Here is a 16,242-nt window from a genome sequence, read left to right on the forward strand (position 1 = left end):
CTCGGCGGCCAGGGGGCAGCATGACCACGGATGCGCGTGAGAAGGTGATCGGGCCGGAAGACGCCGGGCTGCGCGGCTTCGTCTGGTACGCATGGCCGTGGGTCAACTGGCTGCTGCCGGTGTACGTCGTCTTCCACGGCTTCCTCGGCAACGGCGGGTGGGAATCGGTGATGCTGATGATGGGCTCGCCGGTGATCATCCCCGCCGCGGGCCTGCTCGGCTCGCTCCCGCGCTTCATCATGCGCAAGAGCGGTCACCGCTACGCGCCCTGGCCGCTGCTGCCCGCTCTGTTCGTGCTGTGGTGGAGCTGGCTGACCGCCGCGATGGCGATGCCCGCGGTGGGCGATTCCGGATCGGACCCCTCGATCCTCAGCGGGTTCGTCAGCGGAGGGCTCTCGGAAGGATTCGAGAACGGCGTGATGGCGGCATCCATCCTGCTCGGCGCGCTCGCCTGGGTGCTCGTGCTGGGCCTTGCCTCGAGCCTGCCGATCGGCGCGGGCGAGCGGCCGCCGGCGCCGCTGCTCGGCCGCCTGTCGTTCTTCGTCGTGCCGCTGATCCTCGTCGCCGTCGTCGTGATCGGCGGACTCGTCGGCGACCACGCGTAGCCGACCGACTCCGCGGCACATGGTCAGGCGTCGACGCTGACCCGCACGCTGTGCCAGCCCGACGCGCCGTCGGGAGCGGGGGGAGCCTCACTGCCGGTCTGCACCCGGCCGTGGGCATCGACCGCCCGGCACTGGATGCGGTGCTCGCCGGGCGTGGCATCCCACGGCAGCGACCACTGCGCCCAGATGTCGGCCGAGGCGCTCGCGCCGCTCTGGGCCGCGAGGGTGGCGGGCAGCCACGCGCCGTCGTCGATCTGCACCTCCACGCCCGAGACGCCGGTGCCCGGCAGCCACGCGACGCCAGCGATCACGGTCGCGCCCGCGGCGACGGGTCGCCCGGCGCGCGGCACGTCGATGCGCGACTGCAGCTTGATCGGCCCCTCCGCAGCCCAGCCGCGATCCGTCCAGTACGCACGGGCGCGATCGAACCGGGTGACCTCCAGGTCGGTGACCCACTTCGTCGCCGACACGTAGCCGTACAGGCCCGGCACGACCATCCGCACCGGGAAGCCGTGGCTCAGCGGCAGCGGTTCGCCGTTCATCCCGACCGCCAGCAGCGCATCGCGCTCGTCGGTGAGCGCGGTCAGCGGCGTGCCCGCCGTGAACCCGTCGATCGAGCGCGAGAGCACCATATCTGCGCCGGCGAGCGGATGCGCCCGCGCGAGCAGGTCGCGGATCGGATGCCCCAGCCACACGGCCGTGCCGACGAGACTCCCGCCCACGGGATTCGACACGCACGACAGCGTCACGGCGCGTTCGATCAGCGGCAGGGCGAGCAGCTCGTCCCAGGTGAGCACGACCTCGTTCTCGACCATGCCGTGGATGCGCAGGCTCCAGTCGGCGGGGTCGACGGACGGCACGATCAGCGCCGTGTCGATGCGGTAGAAGTCGCTGTTCGGCGTGATCAGCGGCGAGAGTCCGGGGATGTCCTCGGCGGCATCCGGCGGGGGCGCGGCCGCGGGCGAGGATGCCGCGGGGAGGCGGATGGCGTCGCGCACGGCGGAGATCGCCGTGGACCCTGCACGCAGCGCCTCGCCGAACAGCGTCGCGATGACGCCGATCCCGGTGGTCACGCCCGCGGCCACGAGGAACCGGCGCCGGTCGAGTCGCGACGGCTCGGGCGCCCCTTCCTCCTCATGCCGCACCGCCGCCATGGGCGGCAGGCGCCGGACCAGCAGCCGCAGGGCGACGACGGCGGCCGCTCCGGCGGCGACCGACGGCAGCCAGGCCAGCAACCCCGCATTCGCACGTGTGAGGGCGAGGGCGCCCACGGCGATCCCCAGGACGCCGAAGATCACGGCGCCGACGGGCGGTCGCCGCACCTCCAGCAGTCCGACGCCCGCGGCCAGCAGCACGAGCACGAGGGCGATGCCGACCAGCAGCGCCACCTTGTCCGCCGTGCCGAACCAGGCGATCGCGGTGTCCTTCGCCCATGCGGGCGCGGCGTCGATCAGCGCACCTCCGATCACGGCGAACGGGGCGGAACCGGGGGCGAAGACGGCGACGAGCTGTCCGATGCCGACGCCGAGCACGGCGGATGCGACGCCGGCGACGGCCGGACGCAGATGCATCCCGGCGGAGCGCGTCGGCGTCGGCGTCGTGCGGAGGGTCATCTGCTCAGGTTAGGAGTCCTGTGCCTCCGCGGGTGCGAAGAGAACGGATTCGTAAGAAGTGGCGCGGTGGGCCCGGGGCGCGCAGGGGACCGCTCTCAGGGGTTGCGGACGATCGGCCCTTCGGGCGGGCGCGGCTCCGCGTCGCCGTGATCGATCCGGATGGGCGTGGTCACGGCCGGCGCGACGCTGGGCGCGCCGGCGAACGCATCCTCGTCGACGGGGTCGATGACGCGGAGCGGGCGGGTCTCGTCGAGGGACAGCATGAAGCGCTTCTCCTCGTGCCGGTGCAGCCGGCCCGAGCTGATCATCCACGTGATGCCGATGCCGAAGGCCACCAGCCCCGCGACGCCGCCGACCGCGATCGCGGCGCGCGGGCCGAACGTGTTCGCCACCCAGCCGGCGATCGGCGCGCCGATGGGCGTGGAGCCCATGACCACCGCCATGTACAGCGCGAGCACGCGGCCGCGCAGCGCCGGGTCGGTCGTCGTCTGCACGTAGCCGTTGGCCGTGGTGAGGATCGTGACGGTGGAGAATCCGACGAACACGAGCGTCACCGCGTACGTCCAGTACACGGGCATGAGGATGGAGATGAGCGAGACGACCCCGAACGCACAGGCGCCGATCACGAGCACGCGCACGCGGGCCCGGTCGCGGCGCGCCGCCAGCAGTGCGCCGGTGAGCGAGCCGATGGCGAGCACCGAGCTGAGCAGGCCGTAGCCGTCGGCGCCCTGGTCGAACTCGAGTGCCATGGTCGAGGCGAAGATGGGGAAGTTCATGCCGAACGCCCCGATGAGCAGCACCATGGCGAACACGACGAGCAGGTCGGGCCGGCGCCGCACGTAGTGGAAGCCCTCGGCGAGCCCGCCCGAGCGGCGGTTCTTCGCCCGCGGCAGCAGCTCGCGGGTGCGGATGGCCAGCAGGGCGACGAGCATCGCCAGGAAGGTCACGGCGTTGGCCGCGAACACCCATCCGGATCCGATCGCCACGATGAGGATGCCGCCGACGGCCGGGCCGATGAGGCGGGCCATGTTGAACGACGCGGAGTTCAGCGCCACCGCGTTGGAGGCGTCTTCCAGGCGCACCATGTCGGACACGAAGGCCTGGCGGGCCGGGGCGTCGAAGGCGTTGGTCGTGCCGAAGGCGAGGGCGAACAGGAACATCAGCGGCAGGGTCATCACGCCGGTCAGCAGCAGCACCGAGATCGCAATCGCCAGCAGCATCAGCACGGTCTGCGTGGTGAGCAGGATCTTTCGCCGGTCGAACCGATCGGCCACCCATCCGGTGAGGCTCACGAGCAGGAGCGGGGGTCCGAATTGCAGGGCCATGGTGATGCCCATCGCGGTGGCGTCGTTGTCGGTGAGCTCGGTGAGCACCACCCAGTCCTGGGCGGTGGACTGCATCCATGTGCCGATGTTCGAGATGACCGCGCCGAGGAACCAGGTGCGGTAGTTGAACACGCGGAAGGACCGAAACATCGCGGTCATCGCTCCGCCGCCTTCCGCATGATGGCGCTGGCCTCGCCGAGCAGGCGCAGCTCGTCGTCGGAGAGGTGCAGCTCGGCGAGCACGTCGGCGAGCATGGCGTCGCGGCGGCGGATGGTCTCGACGACCACGTCGGTGCCGTGCTCGGTGATCTCCACGTGCACGCGCCGCCGGTCGTCGTCGTCGGGGATGCGCACGACGTAGCCCTGCTCCTCGAGCGTCGTGATCATGGCGCTCATCGAGGGGGAGGTGACGCGCTCGTGCTCGGCGAGCGCGGAGATGGTGCGCCGCCCGTGCGTGCGCAGAGAGGCGAGCACCCCGAGCTGGGCATCGCTCATCGCATCGACCGCGCGGATGGAGCGCAGGCGCCGCGCGAGGCGGAACGTCGCAAGGCGCAGGGCGGAGGCGGTCGTGTCGGAAAGGCGTTCAGCGGGACTCATTACTTAGGTAGTCTACCTAATCTTTGGGAGGCGAGGGCCGTTCGCCGGCGGATGATCGTGTGGACATCACGGATGGGCGCTCGCATCCGCGGGAGGAGAATGGCGGCATGATCGCACTCGAAATGGCCATGCAGGATGCCGAGGGAGTGCGCATCGCCCGGCAGATCGGCGCCGCGCGCGTGGAGCTCACCCAGGCCCTCGCCCTCGGCGGACTCACGCCGTCGCCCGCGACCCTGGAGCGCGCCGTCGAGGAGGCGGGGGAGTCCGGCCCCGAGATCCATGTGCTCATCCGCTGCCGTGCCGGCGGATTCTGCTACGACCGCGACGAGCTCGAGACGATGCGTCGCGACGTCCGCGCCGCCGTGAGCCGTGGCGCCAAAGGCGTCGTCATCGGCGCGCTGGACGCCGAGGGCCGCCTCGACGCCGACGCGCTCGCCGGCCTGCGCGATGCGGCCGAGGGGGCAAGCGTGACGCTGCACCGCGCGATCGACGTGACGCCTGACCCGGTCGCCGCGCTGCCGACCGCGCGGGCGCTCGGGCTGCGCCGCGTTCTCACCTCCGGCGGGGCATCGGCGGCCATCGACGGGATCGACACCCTGCGGGCCCTCGTCGCCGCGGCCGACGGGATCGAGATCATGGCGGGCGGCGGCGTGACGGCGGCGAATGCCGCACTGCTCGCCGCCACGGGCATCGACGCCGTGCACTTCTCGGCCAAGCGCACCGTCTCGGCGGCGCCGCACGGTGTGCGGATGGGGTCGGCCGCCGACGGGGCGGACGGGCACGAGGTGACCGATCCCGATGAGGCGGCGGCCATCCGCGACGCGCTCGCCGGGGTTTCGTCATCCGCCGTCGTCGATCGCGTGGTCTGATCCGGGACTCCGTAGACTCGCCCCATGGCAGAGCCCCGCACCGCCGAGTTCACCGACGCGCACGGCATCGCGATCGTCTACGACGTGCATCCCGCCGCGGGCGAGGCGCGCGGCGTCGTGCAGCTGCTGCACGGGGTGGGCGAGCACGCCGGGCGCTACGGCGCCGTGATCGCGGCGCTCACCGCGGCCGGCTTCACCGTCTACGCCGACGATCATCGCGGGCACGGCCGCACGGGCATCCGTCAGCACGGCGGTCCCGAGCGGCTCGGCCGGCTCGGTGCGGGCGGACTCGGCGCCGCAGTCGCCGCGGAGTGGCAGCTCACCGGCATCATCCGCGATGAGAACCCGGGCCTGCCGCTCGTGCTGCTCGGGCACTCCTGGGGCTCGTTCCTCTCGCAGAAGCTGCTGAACGCGCATCCCGAGGCGTACGACGCGATGATCCTCAGCGGCTCCGCGCTGCTCACGCCCCGGTTCCTCAATGCCGCGCCGCTGAACAAGCGCTGGGCGGGGCCGGAGGCCACGGGGTTGGAATGGCTGTCGCGGGATCCGGCGGTGTGGCAGGAGTTCGCGGACGACCCGCTCACGACGGATGTGCCGTTGCTGAAGCTGTTCGGCCCGATCGAGGCCGCCAAACTCTATGGTCGGCCCGCGAAGGACCTCGGGCACGACGTGCCCGTGCTGCTCATGGTCGGCGGCGACGACCCGGTCGGCGGACCGCGCAGCGTGCACCGCCTCGCCGAGGCGTACCGCTCGCGGTCGGGGCTGACCGACGTGACGACGCTCGTGTACCCCGATGCGCGGCACGAGATCTTCCAGGAGCTGCAGCAGGACGAGGTGCGCTCCGACCTGCTCGCCTGGCTCGACGCACGCTTCCCCGCCTGATCGCCGCCTCCCGGGTACAGATGGCTGAGCGTCGGCCATCGCCCCGGTACAGCTGGCTGAGGGTCACCCGGGCCACGTGGCACGGATGGCTGAGCCTGGAGGCGATTCGAGCACGAGATCGGCCGGTTTCCCCGTTTCTCGGCCATTCGGTCGGCCAGTTGTACCCGCGCAGGTGGGTGACGCCCAGCCATATGTACCAGCCGGCCTCGGGCCGCTCCGTCATCTGTACCCGGACCGTGGCCGGAACGCGACAGTAGGCTGGTGCCGTGCACGGTGAATACAAGGTTCCTGGCGGCAAGCTCGTCGTCGTCGACTTCGAGGTCGTCGACGGGACGATCGCCGATTTCCGCCTCGCCGGAGACTTCTTCCTCGAGCCCGATACGGCGCTGGAGGCGATCAACGCGGCGGTAGAGGGCCTGCCCGTCGAGACGGATGCCTCGGCCATCGCCGCCGCCGTCCGCGGCGCCCTTCCGGACGGTGCGCAGCTGCTCGGCTTCACCCCGGATACCGTGGGCACCGCCGTGCGCCGGGCGCTGGTGACCGCACCCGGCTGGCGCGACTTCGACTGGGAGATCGTGCACGACAAGGCGGTTTCGCCGCGTGTCAACCTCGCCCTCGATGAGGTGCTCACCACCCGTGTCGGCGCGGGTCTGCGCCGACCCACCCTGCGCATCTGGGAGTGGGAAGAATCGGCCGTGGTGATCGGCTCCTTCCAGTCGTACCGCAACGAGGTCGACCCCGAGGGTGCCGCGAAGCACGGGTTCGACGTCGTACGCCGCATCTCCGGCGGCGGGGCCATGCTCATGGCAGCGGGCCAGATCATCACCTATTCGCTGTATGTTCCCGCCTCCCTCGTACAGGGGATGACCTTCGCCGATTCGTACGCCTTCCTCGACGACTGGGTGATGCAGGCGCTGCGCTCGCTGGGGATCGACGCGGTCTACCAGCCGCTCAACGACATCGCCGGCCCCAGCGGGAAGATCGGTGGTGCCGCGCAGAAGCGCCTCGCCAACGGTGGCGTGCTGCACCACGCGACCCTGTCGTACGACATCGACGGGCAGATGATGACCGAGGTGCTGCGCATCGGGCGCGAGAAGCTCAGTGACAAGGGCACGGCGTCGGCCGCCAAGCGCGTCGACCCGCTGCGGACGCAGACGGGCCTCAGCCGTGCGCAGATCATCGACCGCTTCATCGAGACCTTCCGCGGTCTCACGGATGCCGAAGACGGCACGGTCTCGCCCGACGAATACGCGGAGGCCGAGGCACTCGTCGAATCGAAGTTCGCCACGGACGCGTGGCTGTACCGGGTTCCGTGACCGGCCTCGACGCCTCGCCTTGGGGCGCATCCTCGCATTCGGGGCGGAAAACCGGCGCCCCGAACGCGAGAACGCGCCCCGAACCGGGGGAGCATCCCTCGCCGGGACGCGTCGAGATCGTGCATGGCGACGCGCTCGACGCGGCGGCCACCCTGCCCGACGGCTCGTTCACGCTGATCTACCTCGACCCGCCGTTCAACACCGGCCGCACGCAGGAACGGCACGGCGTCGCGGTGCGCCGCGCCCGTGAAGACGCAGAGCCGGCCGAGGATCCTCCCGCACCCCGCGAGGTGAACCACGGCTTCCACGGGCACCGTTACGAACGCGTGCGCGAGCTGCTGCACACCTACGATGACCGTTTCGACGACTACGGCGACTTCCTCATGCCGCGCCTCGAAGAAGCCTGGCGGCTGCTCGCCGACGACGGCACGCTCTATCTGCACCTCGACTACCGCGAGGCGCACTATGCGAAGGTCATGCTCGACGCCGTCTTCGGGCGCGACAGCTTCCTCAACGAGATCGTCTGGGCCTACGACTACGGCGCGAAGCCCCGCACCCGCTGGCCCACCAAGCACGACACGATCCTCGTCTACGCGAAGAATCCGGGTTCGCACGTGTTCGATGTGGATGCGATCGAGCGCGAGCCGTACATGGCGCCGGGCCTGGTCTCGCCCGAGAAGGCGGCGCGCGGCAAGCTGCCCACCGACGTGTGGTGGCACACGATCGTGCCGACGGCAGGGCGCGAGAAGACCGGTTATCCCACGCAGAAGCCGGAGGGCATCCTGCGCCGCATCGTGCAGGCGTCCAGCCGCCCCGGCGACCGCGTGCTCGACCTCTTCGCCGGCAGCGGCACGACGGGAGCGGTGGCTTCGGCGCTGGGGCGGGATGCGCTGCTCGTCGACTCGAATCCGGAGGCGATCCGGATCATGCGCGACCGCATCCCGCACGCCGACGTGCGCACGGCGGGCGATCAGGGCGTGCGCCGATAGTCCGCGAAGGCGTCGACGAGGGCTTCACGCACGAGCCGGATTTCGGGGCTCTCGCCCGACACCGCGCGCACCGCGGCGAACACCTCGCGCACCGGCGAGCCAGGAAGATCGGCGAGCGTCACCGGCACCGGCGCCCGGCCCCACAGCAGGTCGGGGAGCATCCCCACCGCGTGCCCGGCGGCGATGAGCCGCAGGTGTGCCGTGAGCCCCTCGGCCTCGAAGCGCACATCGGGCTCGAAGCCGGCGGCCCGGCACTGCTGCACGGCCCACTGCCGCACGGCCGATCCGGGCGGCTCCATCACCCACGCCCGCTCGCGCAGCGCCCCCAATGCTGCGGGCGCTTCGGTCGGCGGCAGGGCCAGGCGCAGCGGGTCGGCCCCGATCAGCAGATGCTCGGTGCCCTCGCGCCGCTCGCGGGTGTGCCCGGGATACTGCTCGGCGATCACGAGGTCGAACCGTCGCGTGGTCAGCTCGAACAGGCCCTGCTCGGGCGGTGCCTCGGTCATCTCCACGCGCAGATCGGGCGCCCGGTCGGCGAGCAGGGTGAGAGCGTCGGGCACGATCGTCTCGGCCGCGGTGGCCATGGCGCTGATGCGCACCGGCTCTCGCCGGCCCGCCTCCGCGAGGGCGTGCTGCGCCGCCTCGTCGAGCTCGAGCGCGCGGGCGGCGTGCTCGGCGAGCAGTCGCCCTTGCGCGGTGAGGCGGATGCGCCTGCCGTCGGGTTCGAGCAGCGCGACGCCCGCCTCGCGCTCGAGTTGGGCGAGCTGCTGAGACACCGTGGACGGGCTGTACGAGAGGGCCGCGGCGACGTCGGCGATCGTGCCCCGCAGGGCGAATTCGCGCAGCAGGCGCAGACGGCGCAGCTCGAACATCCGGCCTCCTCAATGCATCGATGATGACGATGAGTATAAGTCGATAATGATCGCTTTTCATACATGATCCCCGCCTCCACACTGAGAGCATGACCGCCGCTGCGCCCGCCTCTTCTCCCGCGCCCTTCCCCGGCGAGAGCACGTCGTCCTCTTCCGACCTGAGCGCGCTCGCCGATGACGCCGTCGCCCTGGTGCAGCGCTGGCTCGCCGAGAGCCGCGACGTGCCGGTCGACGCGGCCGCCGAGCGCCTTGCCGGCGTGCTGCGCGACGAGAGCGGCCTCGCCTTCACCGTCGGGTTCGTCGACGGCGTCGTGCGGCCGGAAGACACTCGCGTCGCGGCGCGGAAGCTGCGCGAACTCGTGTCGCTGACGCCCCGCTTCCTGCCCGCCCCGCTGCGCGGAGCGATCGCCCTCGGCGGCGCCCTGGCCCCCGCTTTCCCCGGGATCGTCGTGCCCATCGCCCGGCGCGTGCTGCGGCAGATGGTGCGCCACCTCATCGTCGATGCCCGCGACGCGAAGCTGGGCTCCGCCATCCGCCGCATCCGCGACGCGCAGGATGTGAAGCTCAACATCAACCTCCTCGGCGAGGCGATCCTCGGGCAGGACGAGGCCTCGCGCCGGCTGGAGGGCACGCGGAGGCTGCTGCAGCGCGACGATGTCGACTACGTGTCGATCAAGGTATCCTCCACCGTCGCTCCGCACAGCCCGTGGGCGTTCGATCAGGCCGTGTCCCACGCGGCCGAAGCGCTGCTGCCGCTGTACCGCATCGCCGCGGCCGGCGAGAAGTTCATCAACCTCGACATGGAGGAGTACAAGGACCTCGATCTCACGATCGCCGTGTTCACGAGCATCCTCGACCGCGCGGAGTTCCGCGATCTCGAGGCCGGGATCGTGCTGCAGGCCTATCTGCCCGACGCCCTGGCCGCGATGCGGAGACTGCAGGAGTGGGCGGCCGCGCGCGTGGCCGACGGCGGCGCGCTGATCAAGGTGCGCGTCGTCAAAGGCGCGAACCTGCCGATGGAGACGGTGGATGCCGAGAGCCACGGATGGCCGCTGGCCACCTGGTCGAGCAAGCAGGAGACCGACTCGTCGTACAAGGCCGTGCTCGAATACGCGCTGCGGCCCGAGCACATCCGACACGTGCGCATCGGCGTCGCCGGGCACAATCTCTTCGACATCGCCCTGGCCTGGCTGCTCGCCGAGAAGCGCGCGGTGACCGAGGGCGTCGAGTTCGAGATGCTGCTGGGCATGGCCTCGGCGCAGGCGAGCGTGGTCAAGCGCACCGTCGGCTCGCTCCTGCTCTACACGCCGGTCGTGCATCCCGATGAGTTCGATGTCGCCATCGCGTACCTCATCCGTCGTCTGGAGGAGGGCGCGTCGCAGGAGAACTTCATGTCGGCCGTGTTCGACCTGGATGCGGTGCCCGCGCTGTTCGAACGGGAGAAGGCGCGCTTCCTCGCCTCCGTCGAGACGGTTCCCGCCGAGACGCCGGCACCGAACCGCACCCAGAACCGCACCGAGCAGGCCGAGCCCGCGCCGGCCGACGGATTCGCGAACACTCCCGACACCGATCCGAGCCTCGCGCCCAACCGCGCGTGGGGCGACGCGATCCGGGGACGGATGGCGTCGTCGACCCTCGGAAACGACACCGTCGCCGCGAACACCCTCGTCGAGACCGCCGAGGTCGCGGCGACCATCGCCCGGGGCGCGGCCGCGGGCGAGGCGTGGCGCGCGCTGGGGGCGGAGGGTCGCGCGGCGATCCTGCACCGCGCCGGCGACATGCTCGAGAAGCGCCGCGCCGATCTGCTGGAGGTCATGGGATCCGAAGCGGGCAAGGTGCTCGAGCAGGGTGACCCCGAGGTGTCGGAGGCGATCGATTTCGCCCACTATTACGCCGAGAGCGCGCGTCGGCTCGCCGACGTCGACGGCGCGACGATGCGTCCGGTCGGGCTGACCGTCGTGACCCCGCCGTGGAACTTTCCCGTGGCGATCCCCGCAGGGTCCACGCTGTCGGCCCTGGCGGCAGGCTCGCCCGTCATCATCAAGCCCGCCCGGCAGGCACGCCGCTCGGGCGCGGTCATGGTCGAGGCGCTGTGGGAGGCGGGGGTTCCCCGCGATGTGCTGCAGTACGTGCAGCTCGACGGGCGTGAGCTCGGCGAGGTGCTCGTGAGCGATCCGGCCGTGGAACGCATCATCCTCACCGGCGGGTACGAGACGGCCGAGCTTTTCCGCCGCTTCCGCCCCGACCTTCCGCTACTGGCCGAGACGAGCGGCAAGAACGCCATCATCGTCACGCCCAGCGCCGACCTCGATCTCGCCGCGAAAGACGTCGCGTACTCCGCCTTCGGTCACGCCGGGCAGAAGTGCTCGGCCGCATCCCTCGTGATCCTGGTCGGCTCCGCGGCGCGTTCGGGGCGCTTCCGCCGGCAGCTGATCGACGCCGTCGGTGCCTACGCGGTGGGAGCCCCGGAAGACGGCACGAGCCGGATCGGGCCGCTCATCGGCCCCGCCGAAGGCAAGCTGCTCTCCGCGCTCACCACGCTCGAGCCGGGACAGCGCTGGATCATCGAGCCGCAACGGCTCGATGACGCGGGCGCGCTCTGGCGGCCCGGCATCCGCGAGGGCGTCGCCCGCGGCAGCGAGTTCCACCGTGTGGAGTACTTCGGACCCGTGCTGGGCATCATGACCGCCGCGACGCTGGATGACGCCATCGACATCGTCAACGACATCGACTACGGGCTCACCTCCGGCCTGCATGCGCTCGACGAGGAGGAGATCCAGCGCTGGCTCTCACGTATCGAAGCGGGAAACGTCTACGTCAACCGCGGCACCACCGGAGCGATCGTGCAGCGTCAGCCGTTCGGCGGATGGAAGAAGTCGTCGGTCGGGGCGGGGACGAAGGCCGGAGGGCCGAACTACCTCGTGGGGCTGTCGGACTGGGACGACGCCCCCGTGCGCAGTGCGACGGCGCCGGATGCGCTCACCGCATCCGCTGCGGAGTTGGTGGAGGGCGACGACGCCGCATGGCTTCGTGATGCGCTGGTCACGGACCAGGATGCGTGGGCCGCCGAGTTCGGTGCGGTGCACGATCCGAGCGGACTGGAGACCGAGCACAACGTGCTGCGCTACCAGGCTGTGCCCGTCACGGTGCGGTACGAGGGGGAGCGCGTCGCAGAGCTCGTGCGCGTGGCCGCCACCGGTATCCGCGCCGGTTCGCGCGTGACGGTGAGCGCCGCATCGCCCCTGCCTGCGGCCGTGCGCACCTGGCTGGGGGCGCACGATGTCGTCGTCACCGTCGAGGATGCGCAGGCCTGGGCGGCGCACGCCGGGCGGCTCGCAGTAGGCGACGGACGCGTGCGACTCATCGGCACCGCGGCATCAGAGACGGCCGAGGCGGTCGGCGGATCGCCGAGCCTCGCACTGTATGCGAACCCCGTCGTCGCGGCCGGGCGCGTGGAACTGCTCACCTTCGTGCGCGAGCAGGCCGTGTCGATCACGGCGCACCGCTTCGGCACCCCGCACCGGTACGACGTACCGCTGCTGGCGCCGATGCGCGACTGAACCGGGTCGGATGGCTGAAGGTCTCGTCATCCACGGGGACGGATGGCTGAGGCTCAGGGGACGGATGGCTGAGAACCACCCCCGCGGAGCCGGGGAACCCGCAGAATCTCGCGGCTTCGCTGGTCGGCGTTCAGCCATCCGTTCCCGTGGGGTGTGGGAGGTTCAGTCAGCTGTACCTCTGAGGGGCGGGACGCTCAGCCAGCCGTACCGGTCGCGAGGGTGACGGTCATGCGTCCGGATGCTCAGACCAGCGGCAGTGCGTCGTCGTAGGCGGTCGCCGACACCGTCGCCGTCGCCGGGTCCGCATCGAACACGCGAGACGTGCCCGGATCGGTCCGCCACTGCGGCCACCCCGGATCGTGGTCACGCACGAACGCCACAGCCGCACCATGCATCGCATCCGCGAGGCTCTGCGGCGGCGCATCGCCCGCGATGGCGGGCACGTGATCCTCGTCGAGGCAGTCGAACCAGAACGGCACATCGAGGCAATGGCACGACCAGCCCTTCGTCGGCGACACCCACGCGAAACGGTACGCCCACGTCGCCGCATCGCGGCGCGCCTCGGCCACGCGGGCGACGAGGGCGCGGAACACCGTGTCGGTGACGTAGCGCCCGAGCACCGCCGCCGTGCCCTTGCGCCGCTGCGGGCGGTTGGCATCGAGATACGCCCGCCGCACCCGCCGGTCGCGGAGGAAGCGTCCGAGCAGCAGCGGCGCCGGGATGAGCCGCAGTGTGCTCCGTGCCCTATCGAGCGCCATCGTGAACTCGTCGTCAGTCGCGCCCAGCAGCAGGGGCTTGTCGGATCCGACGCCTGCTCGAAGTGCCTCGACGGTCGGGCGCGAGAGCACATCCCCGTCGATCACGGGACCCCACGGGAGTCCATCGGTGAGCACAGCCGTGGCCGCGGCGAGACCCTTCGCGCCGAGCAGCGAGGCCTCGGGCTGGTGCTTGCGAAGCATCCCTTCGCGCACGCTGCGGAAGCCGGCCAGATCGGGGGCGCATCCGACCAGCTCGGCCAGGCGGCGACTGCGCGCCTGCACCCGCTTGCGCGGCAGGTCGGCCAGCGCCGGCGAGAGGGCGATGGCGGCGTCGAACAGGTGCTGGGCGCGCTCCATCCCGAGCAGCCGCAGCACGGCACCGCCGCCGGCCGACTGCCCGGCGATCGTGACGCGATCGGGGTCGCCGCCGAAGGCTGCGACGTTGCGCTGCACCCACTCCAGCGCCGCGAGCCAGTCGAGCACCCCGCGGTTGGCGGGCGCGCCGTCGATCCACCCGAAGCCGTCGAAGCCGAGCCGGTACGAGATCGACACCGTCACGACACCGTCGCGAGTGAAGGCGCGCCCGTCGTACCAGGGGCTCGCGGGTGAGCCGTCGACGTAACCGCCGCCGTGGATCCACACCATGACCGGCAGGCCCGCGCCGTCGGGTGACAGTGCGGGCGAGGGCGTGAACACGTTCACGTTCAGCGTCGAGGCGCCGGGGATGCTGGGCTCGGGAATGAGCGTGGGCCCGGTGTCGCCGCGTTGCGCGGTGGGGCCGTAGGTGGTCGCGTCGCGCACCTCGGTCCAGGGTGCGGGCGGCACGGGGGCGAGAAACCGTCGTGACCCGGTCGGCGCCTTTGCGAAGGGGATGCCGAGGAAGGCCGCCGACGATCCGGCTGCGCCCGGCTCGCCCCGCCACATCCCCCGCACGGGCCCGGATGCAGTGGTGACCACGGGCCCAGATGCACTCATACCCGCCAGCGTATCGGCGCCCGGAGGTCGGTGCGTCCGCCTGAGCGGCATCTCGTGTGACCTCGTGGCGATCTACGTTCCGGAGGTGACAGGACACGCCATACAGTGCGGCACGATGCGGCAGAAAGTGCTACCTCGGGAAGCAACGGACGCGAGTGGATGCGGGGGCGCGGGGATCAGGCGAGCCGGCGGACGCGACGACGCTCGCGCAGCCGCAGGCCGGGACGCTCGTCGACCTTCACGCCACCGTCCTCGAGCCAGCCGTGGCGTTGGTAGAACGTCTCGGCGCGCGCATTCCCCGCCAGCACCCACAGGTACGCCGAGGCGTGCCCTTCGGCGCGGAACGCCGCCTCGACCGCGGTGATCAGTGCGTGCCCCGCGCCCTGCCCGTACGCCTCGGGATGCGCATAGACGCCCCAGAGCTCGGCTCCGGCCGGCGCGTCGGCATCCCTCGCCTCGCCGAACGACGCCCACCCCAGGATGCGCCGCTCGCGCTCGGCGACGATCGTGCGGCCGCGGTGCGCGGCCGCACCGTCGGGGGCGTCGCCGGAGAGGATGCGGAGCCACCCCTCCTCGCGCTGCGTGACGGAGAGGTCATCGAGCACCGCCTGCGGCATGAGCCCCCGGTACGCGGCCTGCCACGACCGCACGTGCACGACGGCGATGCCGTGCGCGTCGTCGACGGTCGCCTCTCGGATCAGCATCCGTCGAGCCTATCCGTGGGCGTCCGCATCCCGAGTGCGCGGACTATCGCCGAATGCACGGGCTCTTTCCGCGAACAAGCCGTGCACTCGCCGACAAGCCGCGCACTCGCGGGAGGGGAAAGGAACGGAGGGGGCGGGGAGGGGAGGAGGAGGATAGTCTCACCCCGCGCTGCGGCGGGCCTCCCAGCCGGAGCGGACCATCTCGTCCACCGTGTGGCGCATCCGCCAGTCCAGATCGCGGGCGGCGAGCGCGCCGGTGGCGACGATGCGGTCCGGGTCGCCGGGGCGGCGCGGCCCGACCTCGGGCACGAACTCGATGCCGGTGACCCGCACCATCGCATCCATGATCTGCTTCACGCTCAGCCCGTCGCCCGAGCCCAGGTTGTAGGCGGCCTCGATCGGCTCGCCCGACTCCAGGCGCTTCGCCGCGGCGACATGCGCGAGCGCGATGTCGCCCACGTGCACGTAGTCGCGCACGTTCGTGCCGTCGGGGGTGTCGTAGTCGTCGCCGAAGATGCGCGGGGTCGTGCCCGCCAGCAGCGCCTCGAACACGATGGGGAAGAGGTTGTGCGGGCTCACGTCGTACACGCTCGGGTCGGCCGAGCCCACGACGTTGAAGTAGCGCAGCGAGGTGTGCCGCAGCGGATGCTCGGAGGCGGCCGTCGCGATCGCCTGGTCGCGCAGCAGCCACTCGCCGATGAGCTTCGACTCGCCGTACGGGCTCGAGGGGCGCTTGGCGGTGTCCTCCTCGACGAGCGGGACATCCGGTGTGCCGAAGACGGCGGCGCTGGAGGAGAACACGATGTTCGACACATCGGCGGCCGCCATCGCCTCGAGGATGATGCGCGTGCCCTCGACGTTCTGCGCGTAGGTGTGCAGCGGGCGCTGCACCGAGACCCCGGCGTACTTGAAGCCGGCGACGTGAATGACCCCGGTCACCGCATGCTCGCGCAGCGTGCGCTCCACGAGCTCACGGTCGAGGATGCTGCCCTCCACGAGCGTGACGTCGCCAGGCACGAACGATGGACGCCCGCTGGAGAGGTCGTCGAGCACGACCGCCGTCATCCCGGCTCCGGTGAGCGCACGCACGACGTGCGATCCGATGTAGCCGGCACCGCCGGTGACAAGCCAGGACATGCGTCTCCTCTCCTCGCGCGGATGCGCGCCTGCCATTCTTC

Annotated in this window: 13 protein-coding genes; 6 read left to right on the top strand and 7 right to left on the bottom strand. The window is 71.4% G+C overall.

The annotated features are described in order from the left end of the window. Nucleotides 1-20 precede the first annotated feature (20 nt). Nucleotides 21-605, top strand: coding sequence for a hypothetical protein (locus BKA02_RS07445; RefSeq protein ID WP_179432734.1), 585 nt, complete (start codon nt 21-23; stop codon nt 603-605). Nucleotides 606-628: 23 nt separating this feature from the next. Here the strand turns inward: BKA02_RS07445 and BKA02_RS07450 are convergent, their stop codons facing one another. The 3 genes from BKA02_RS07450 to BKA02_RS07460 form a co-directional block, all read right to left on the bottom strand. Continuing rightward, nucleotides 629-2,218, bottom strand: a complete 1,590-nt coding sequence (locus BKA02_RS07450; RefSeq protein WP_246285994.1) for a molybdopterin-dependent oxidoreductase — start codon at nt 2,216-2,218, stop codon at nt 629-631. Between the two features lie 95 nt (nt 2,219-2,313). Next, nucleotides 2,314-3,693, bottom strand: a complete 1,380-nt coding sequence (locus BKA02_RS07455; protein WP_179435308.1) for an MFS transporter — start codon at nt 3,691-3,693, stop codon at nt 2,314-2,316. Nucleotides 3,694-3,698: 5 nt separating this feature from the next. Continuing rightward, entirely contained in the window at nt 3,699-4,139 is a 441-nt protein-coding gene (locus tag BKA02_RS07460; protein ID WP_179432736.1) for a MarR family winged helix-turn-helix transcriptional regulator, read from the bottom strand. A 107-nt stretch (nt 4,140-4,246) separates the two neighbouring features. Here BKA02_RS07460 and BKA02_RS07465 point away from each other — a divergent pair, with 107 nt between their 5' ends. From BKA02_RS07465 to BKA02_RS07480, 4 genes are all read left to right on the top strand, one after another. After that, complete coding sequence (locus BKA02_RS07465; protein WP_179432738.1) at nt 4,247-5,008, top strand: copper homeostasis protein CutC; 762 nt, start codon at nt 4,247-4,249, stop codon at nt 5,006-5,008. Between the two features lie 24 nt (nt 5,009-5,032). Then, complete coding sequence (locus BKA02_RS07470; RefSeq protein WP_179432740.1) at nt 5,033-5,890, top strand: alpha/beta fold hydrolase; 858 nt, start codon at nt 5,033-5,035, stop codon at nt 5,888-5,890. 266 nt (nt 5,891-6,156) lie between these two features. After that, nucleotides 6,157-7,206, top strand: a complete 1,050-nt coding sequence (lplAB, locus tag BKA02_RS07475) for a lipoate-protein ligase LplAB (protein ID WP_179432742.1) — start codon at nt 6,157-6,159, stop codon at nt 7,204-7,206. Nucleotides 7,207-7,322: 116 nt separating this feature from the next. Then, nucleotides 7,323-8,195 (top strand): DNA-methyltransferase, encoded by an 873-nt coding sequence (locus BKA02_RS07480; RefSeq protein WP_345475411.1) that lies wholly within the window; start codon nt 7,323-7,325, stop codon nt 8,193-8,195. On the opposite strand, the gene BKA02_RS07485 is transcribed toward BKA02_RS07480, so the two are convergent. Further along, on the bottom strand, nt 8,177-9,067 hold the full coding sequence (locus BKA02_RS07485) for a LysR family transcriptional regulator (RefSeq protein WP_179432746.1): 891 nt from the start codon (nt 9,065-9,067) through the stop codon (nt 8,177-8,179). The two genes, BKA02_RS07480 and BKA02_RS07485, sit on opposite strands and share 19 nt — an antisense overlap. Before the next feature lie 89 nt (nt 9,068-9,156). Here BKA02_RS07485 and BKA02_RS07490 point away from each other — a divergent pair, with 89 nt between their 5' ends. Then, nucleotides 9,157-12,627: a bifunctional proline dehydrogenase/L-glutamate gamma-semialdehyde dehydrogenase gene (locus BKA02_RS07490; protein ID WP_179432748.1), complete on the top strand. Its 3,471-nt coding sequence runs from the start codon at nt 9,157-9,159 to the stop codon at nt 12,625-12,627. A 242-nt stretch (nt 12,628-12,869) separates the two neighbouring features. On the opposite strand, the gene BKA02_RS07495 is transcribed toward BKA02_RS07490, so the two are convergent. The 3 genes from BKA02_RS07495 to galE form a co-directional block, all read right to left on the bottom strand. Then, nucleotides 12,870-14,360 (bottom strand): carboxylesterase/lipase family protein, encoded by a 1,491-nt coding sequence (locus tag BKA02_RS07495; protein ID WP_179432751.1) that lies wholly within the window; start codon nt 14,358-14,360, stop codon nt 12,870-12,872. Between the two features lie 176 nt (nt 14,361-14,536). Continuing rightward, nucleotides 14,537-15,064: a GNAT family N-acetyltransferase gene (locus BKA02_RS07500; RefSeq protein ID WP_179432753.1), complete on the bottom strand. Its 528-nt coding sequence runs from the start codon at nt 15,062-15,064 to the stop codon at nt 14,537-14,539. A gap of 159 nt (nt 15,065-15,223) precedes the next feature. Further along, nucleotides 15,224-16,201: a UDP-glucose 4-epimerase GalE gene (gene galE / locus BKA02_RS07505; protein WP_179432755.1), complete on the bottom strand. Its 978-nt coding sequence runs from the start codon at nt 16,199-16,201 to the stop codon at nt 15,224-15,226. Between the last annotated feature and the right edge of the window lie 41 nt (nt 16,202-16,242).

Source organism: Microbacterium pseudoresistens (assembly GCF_013409745.1).
GTDB classification, from domain to species: Bacteria; Actinomycetota; Actinomycetes; order Actinomycetales; family Microbacteriaceae; genus Microbacterium; species Microbacterium pseudoresistens.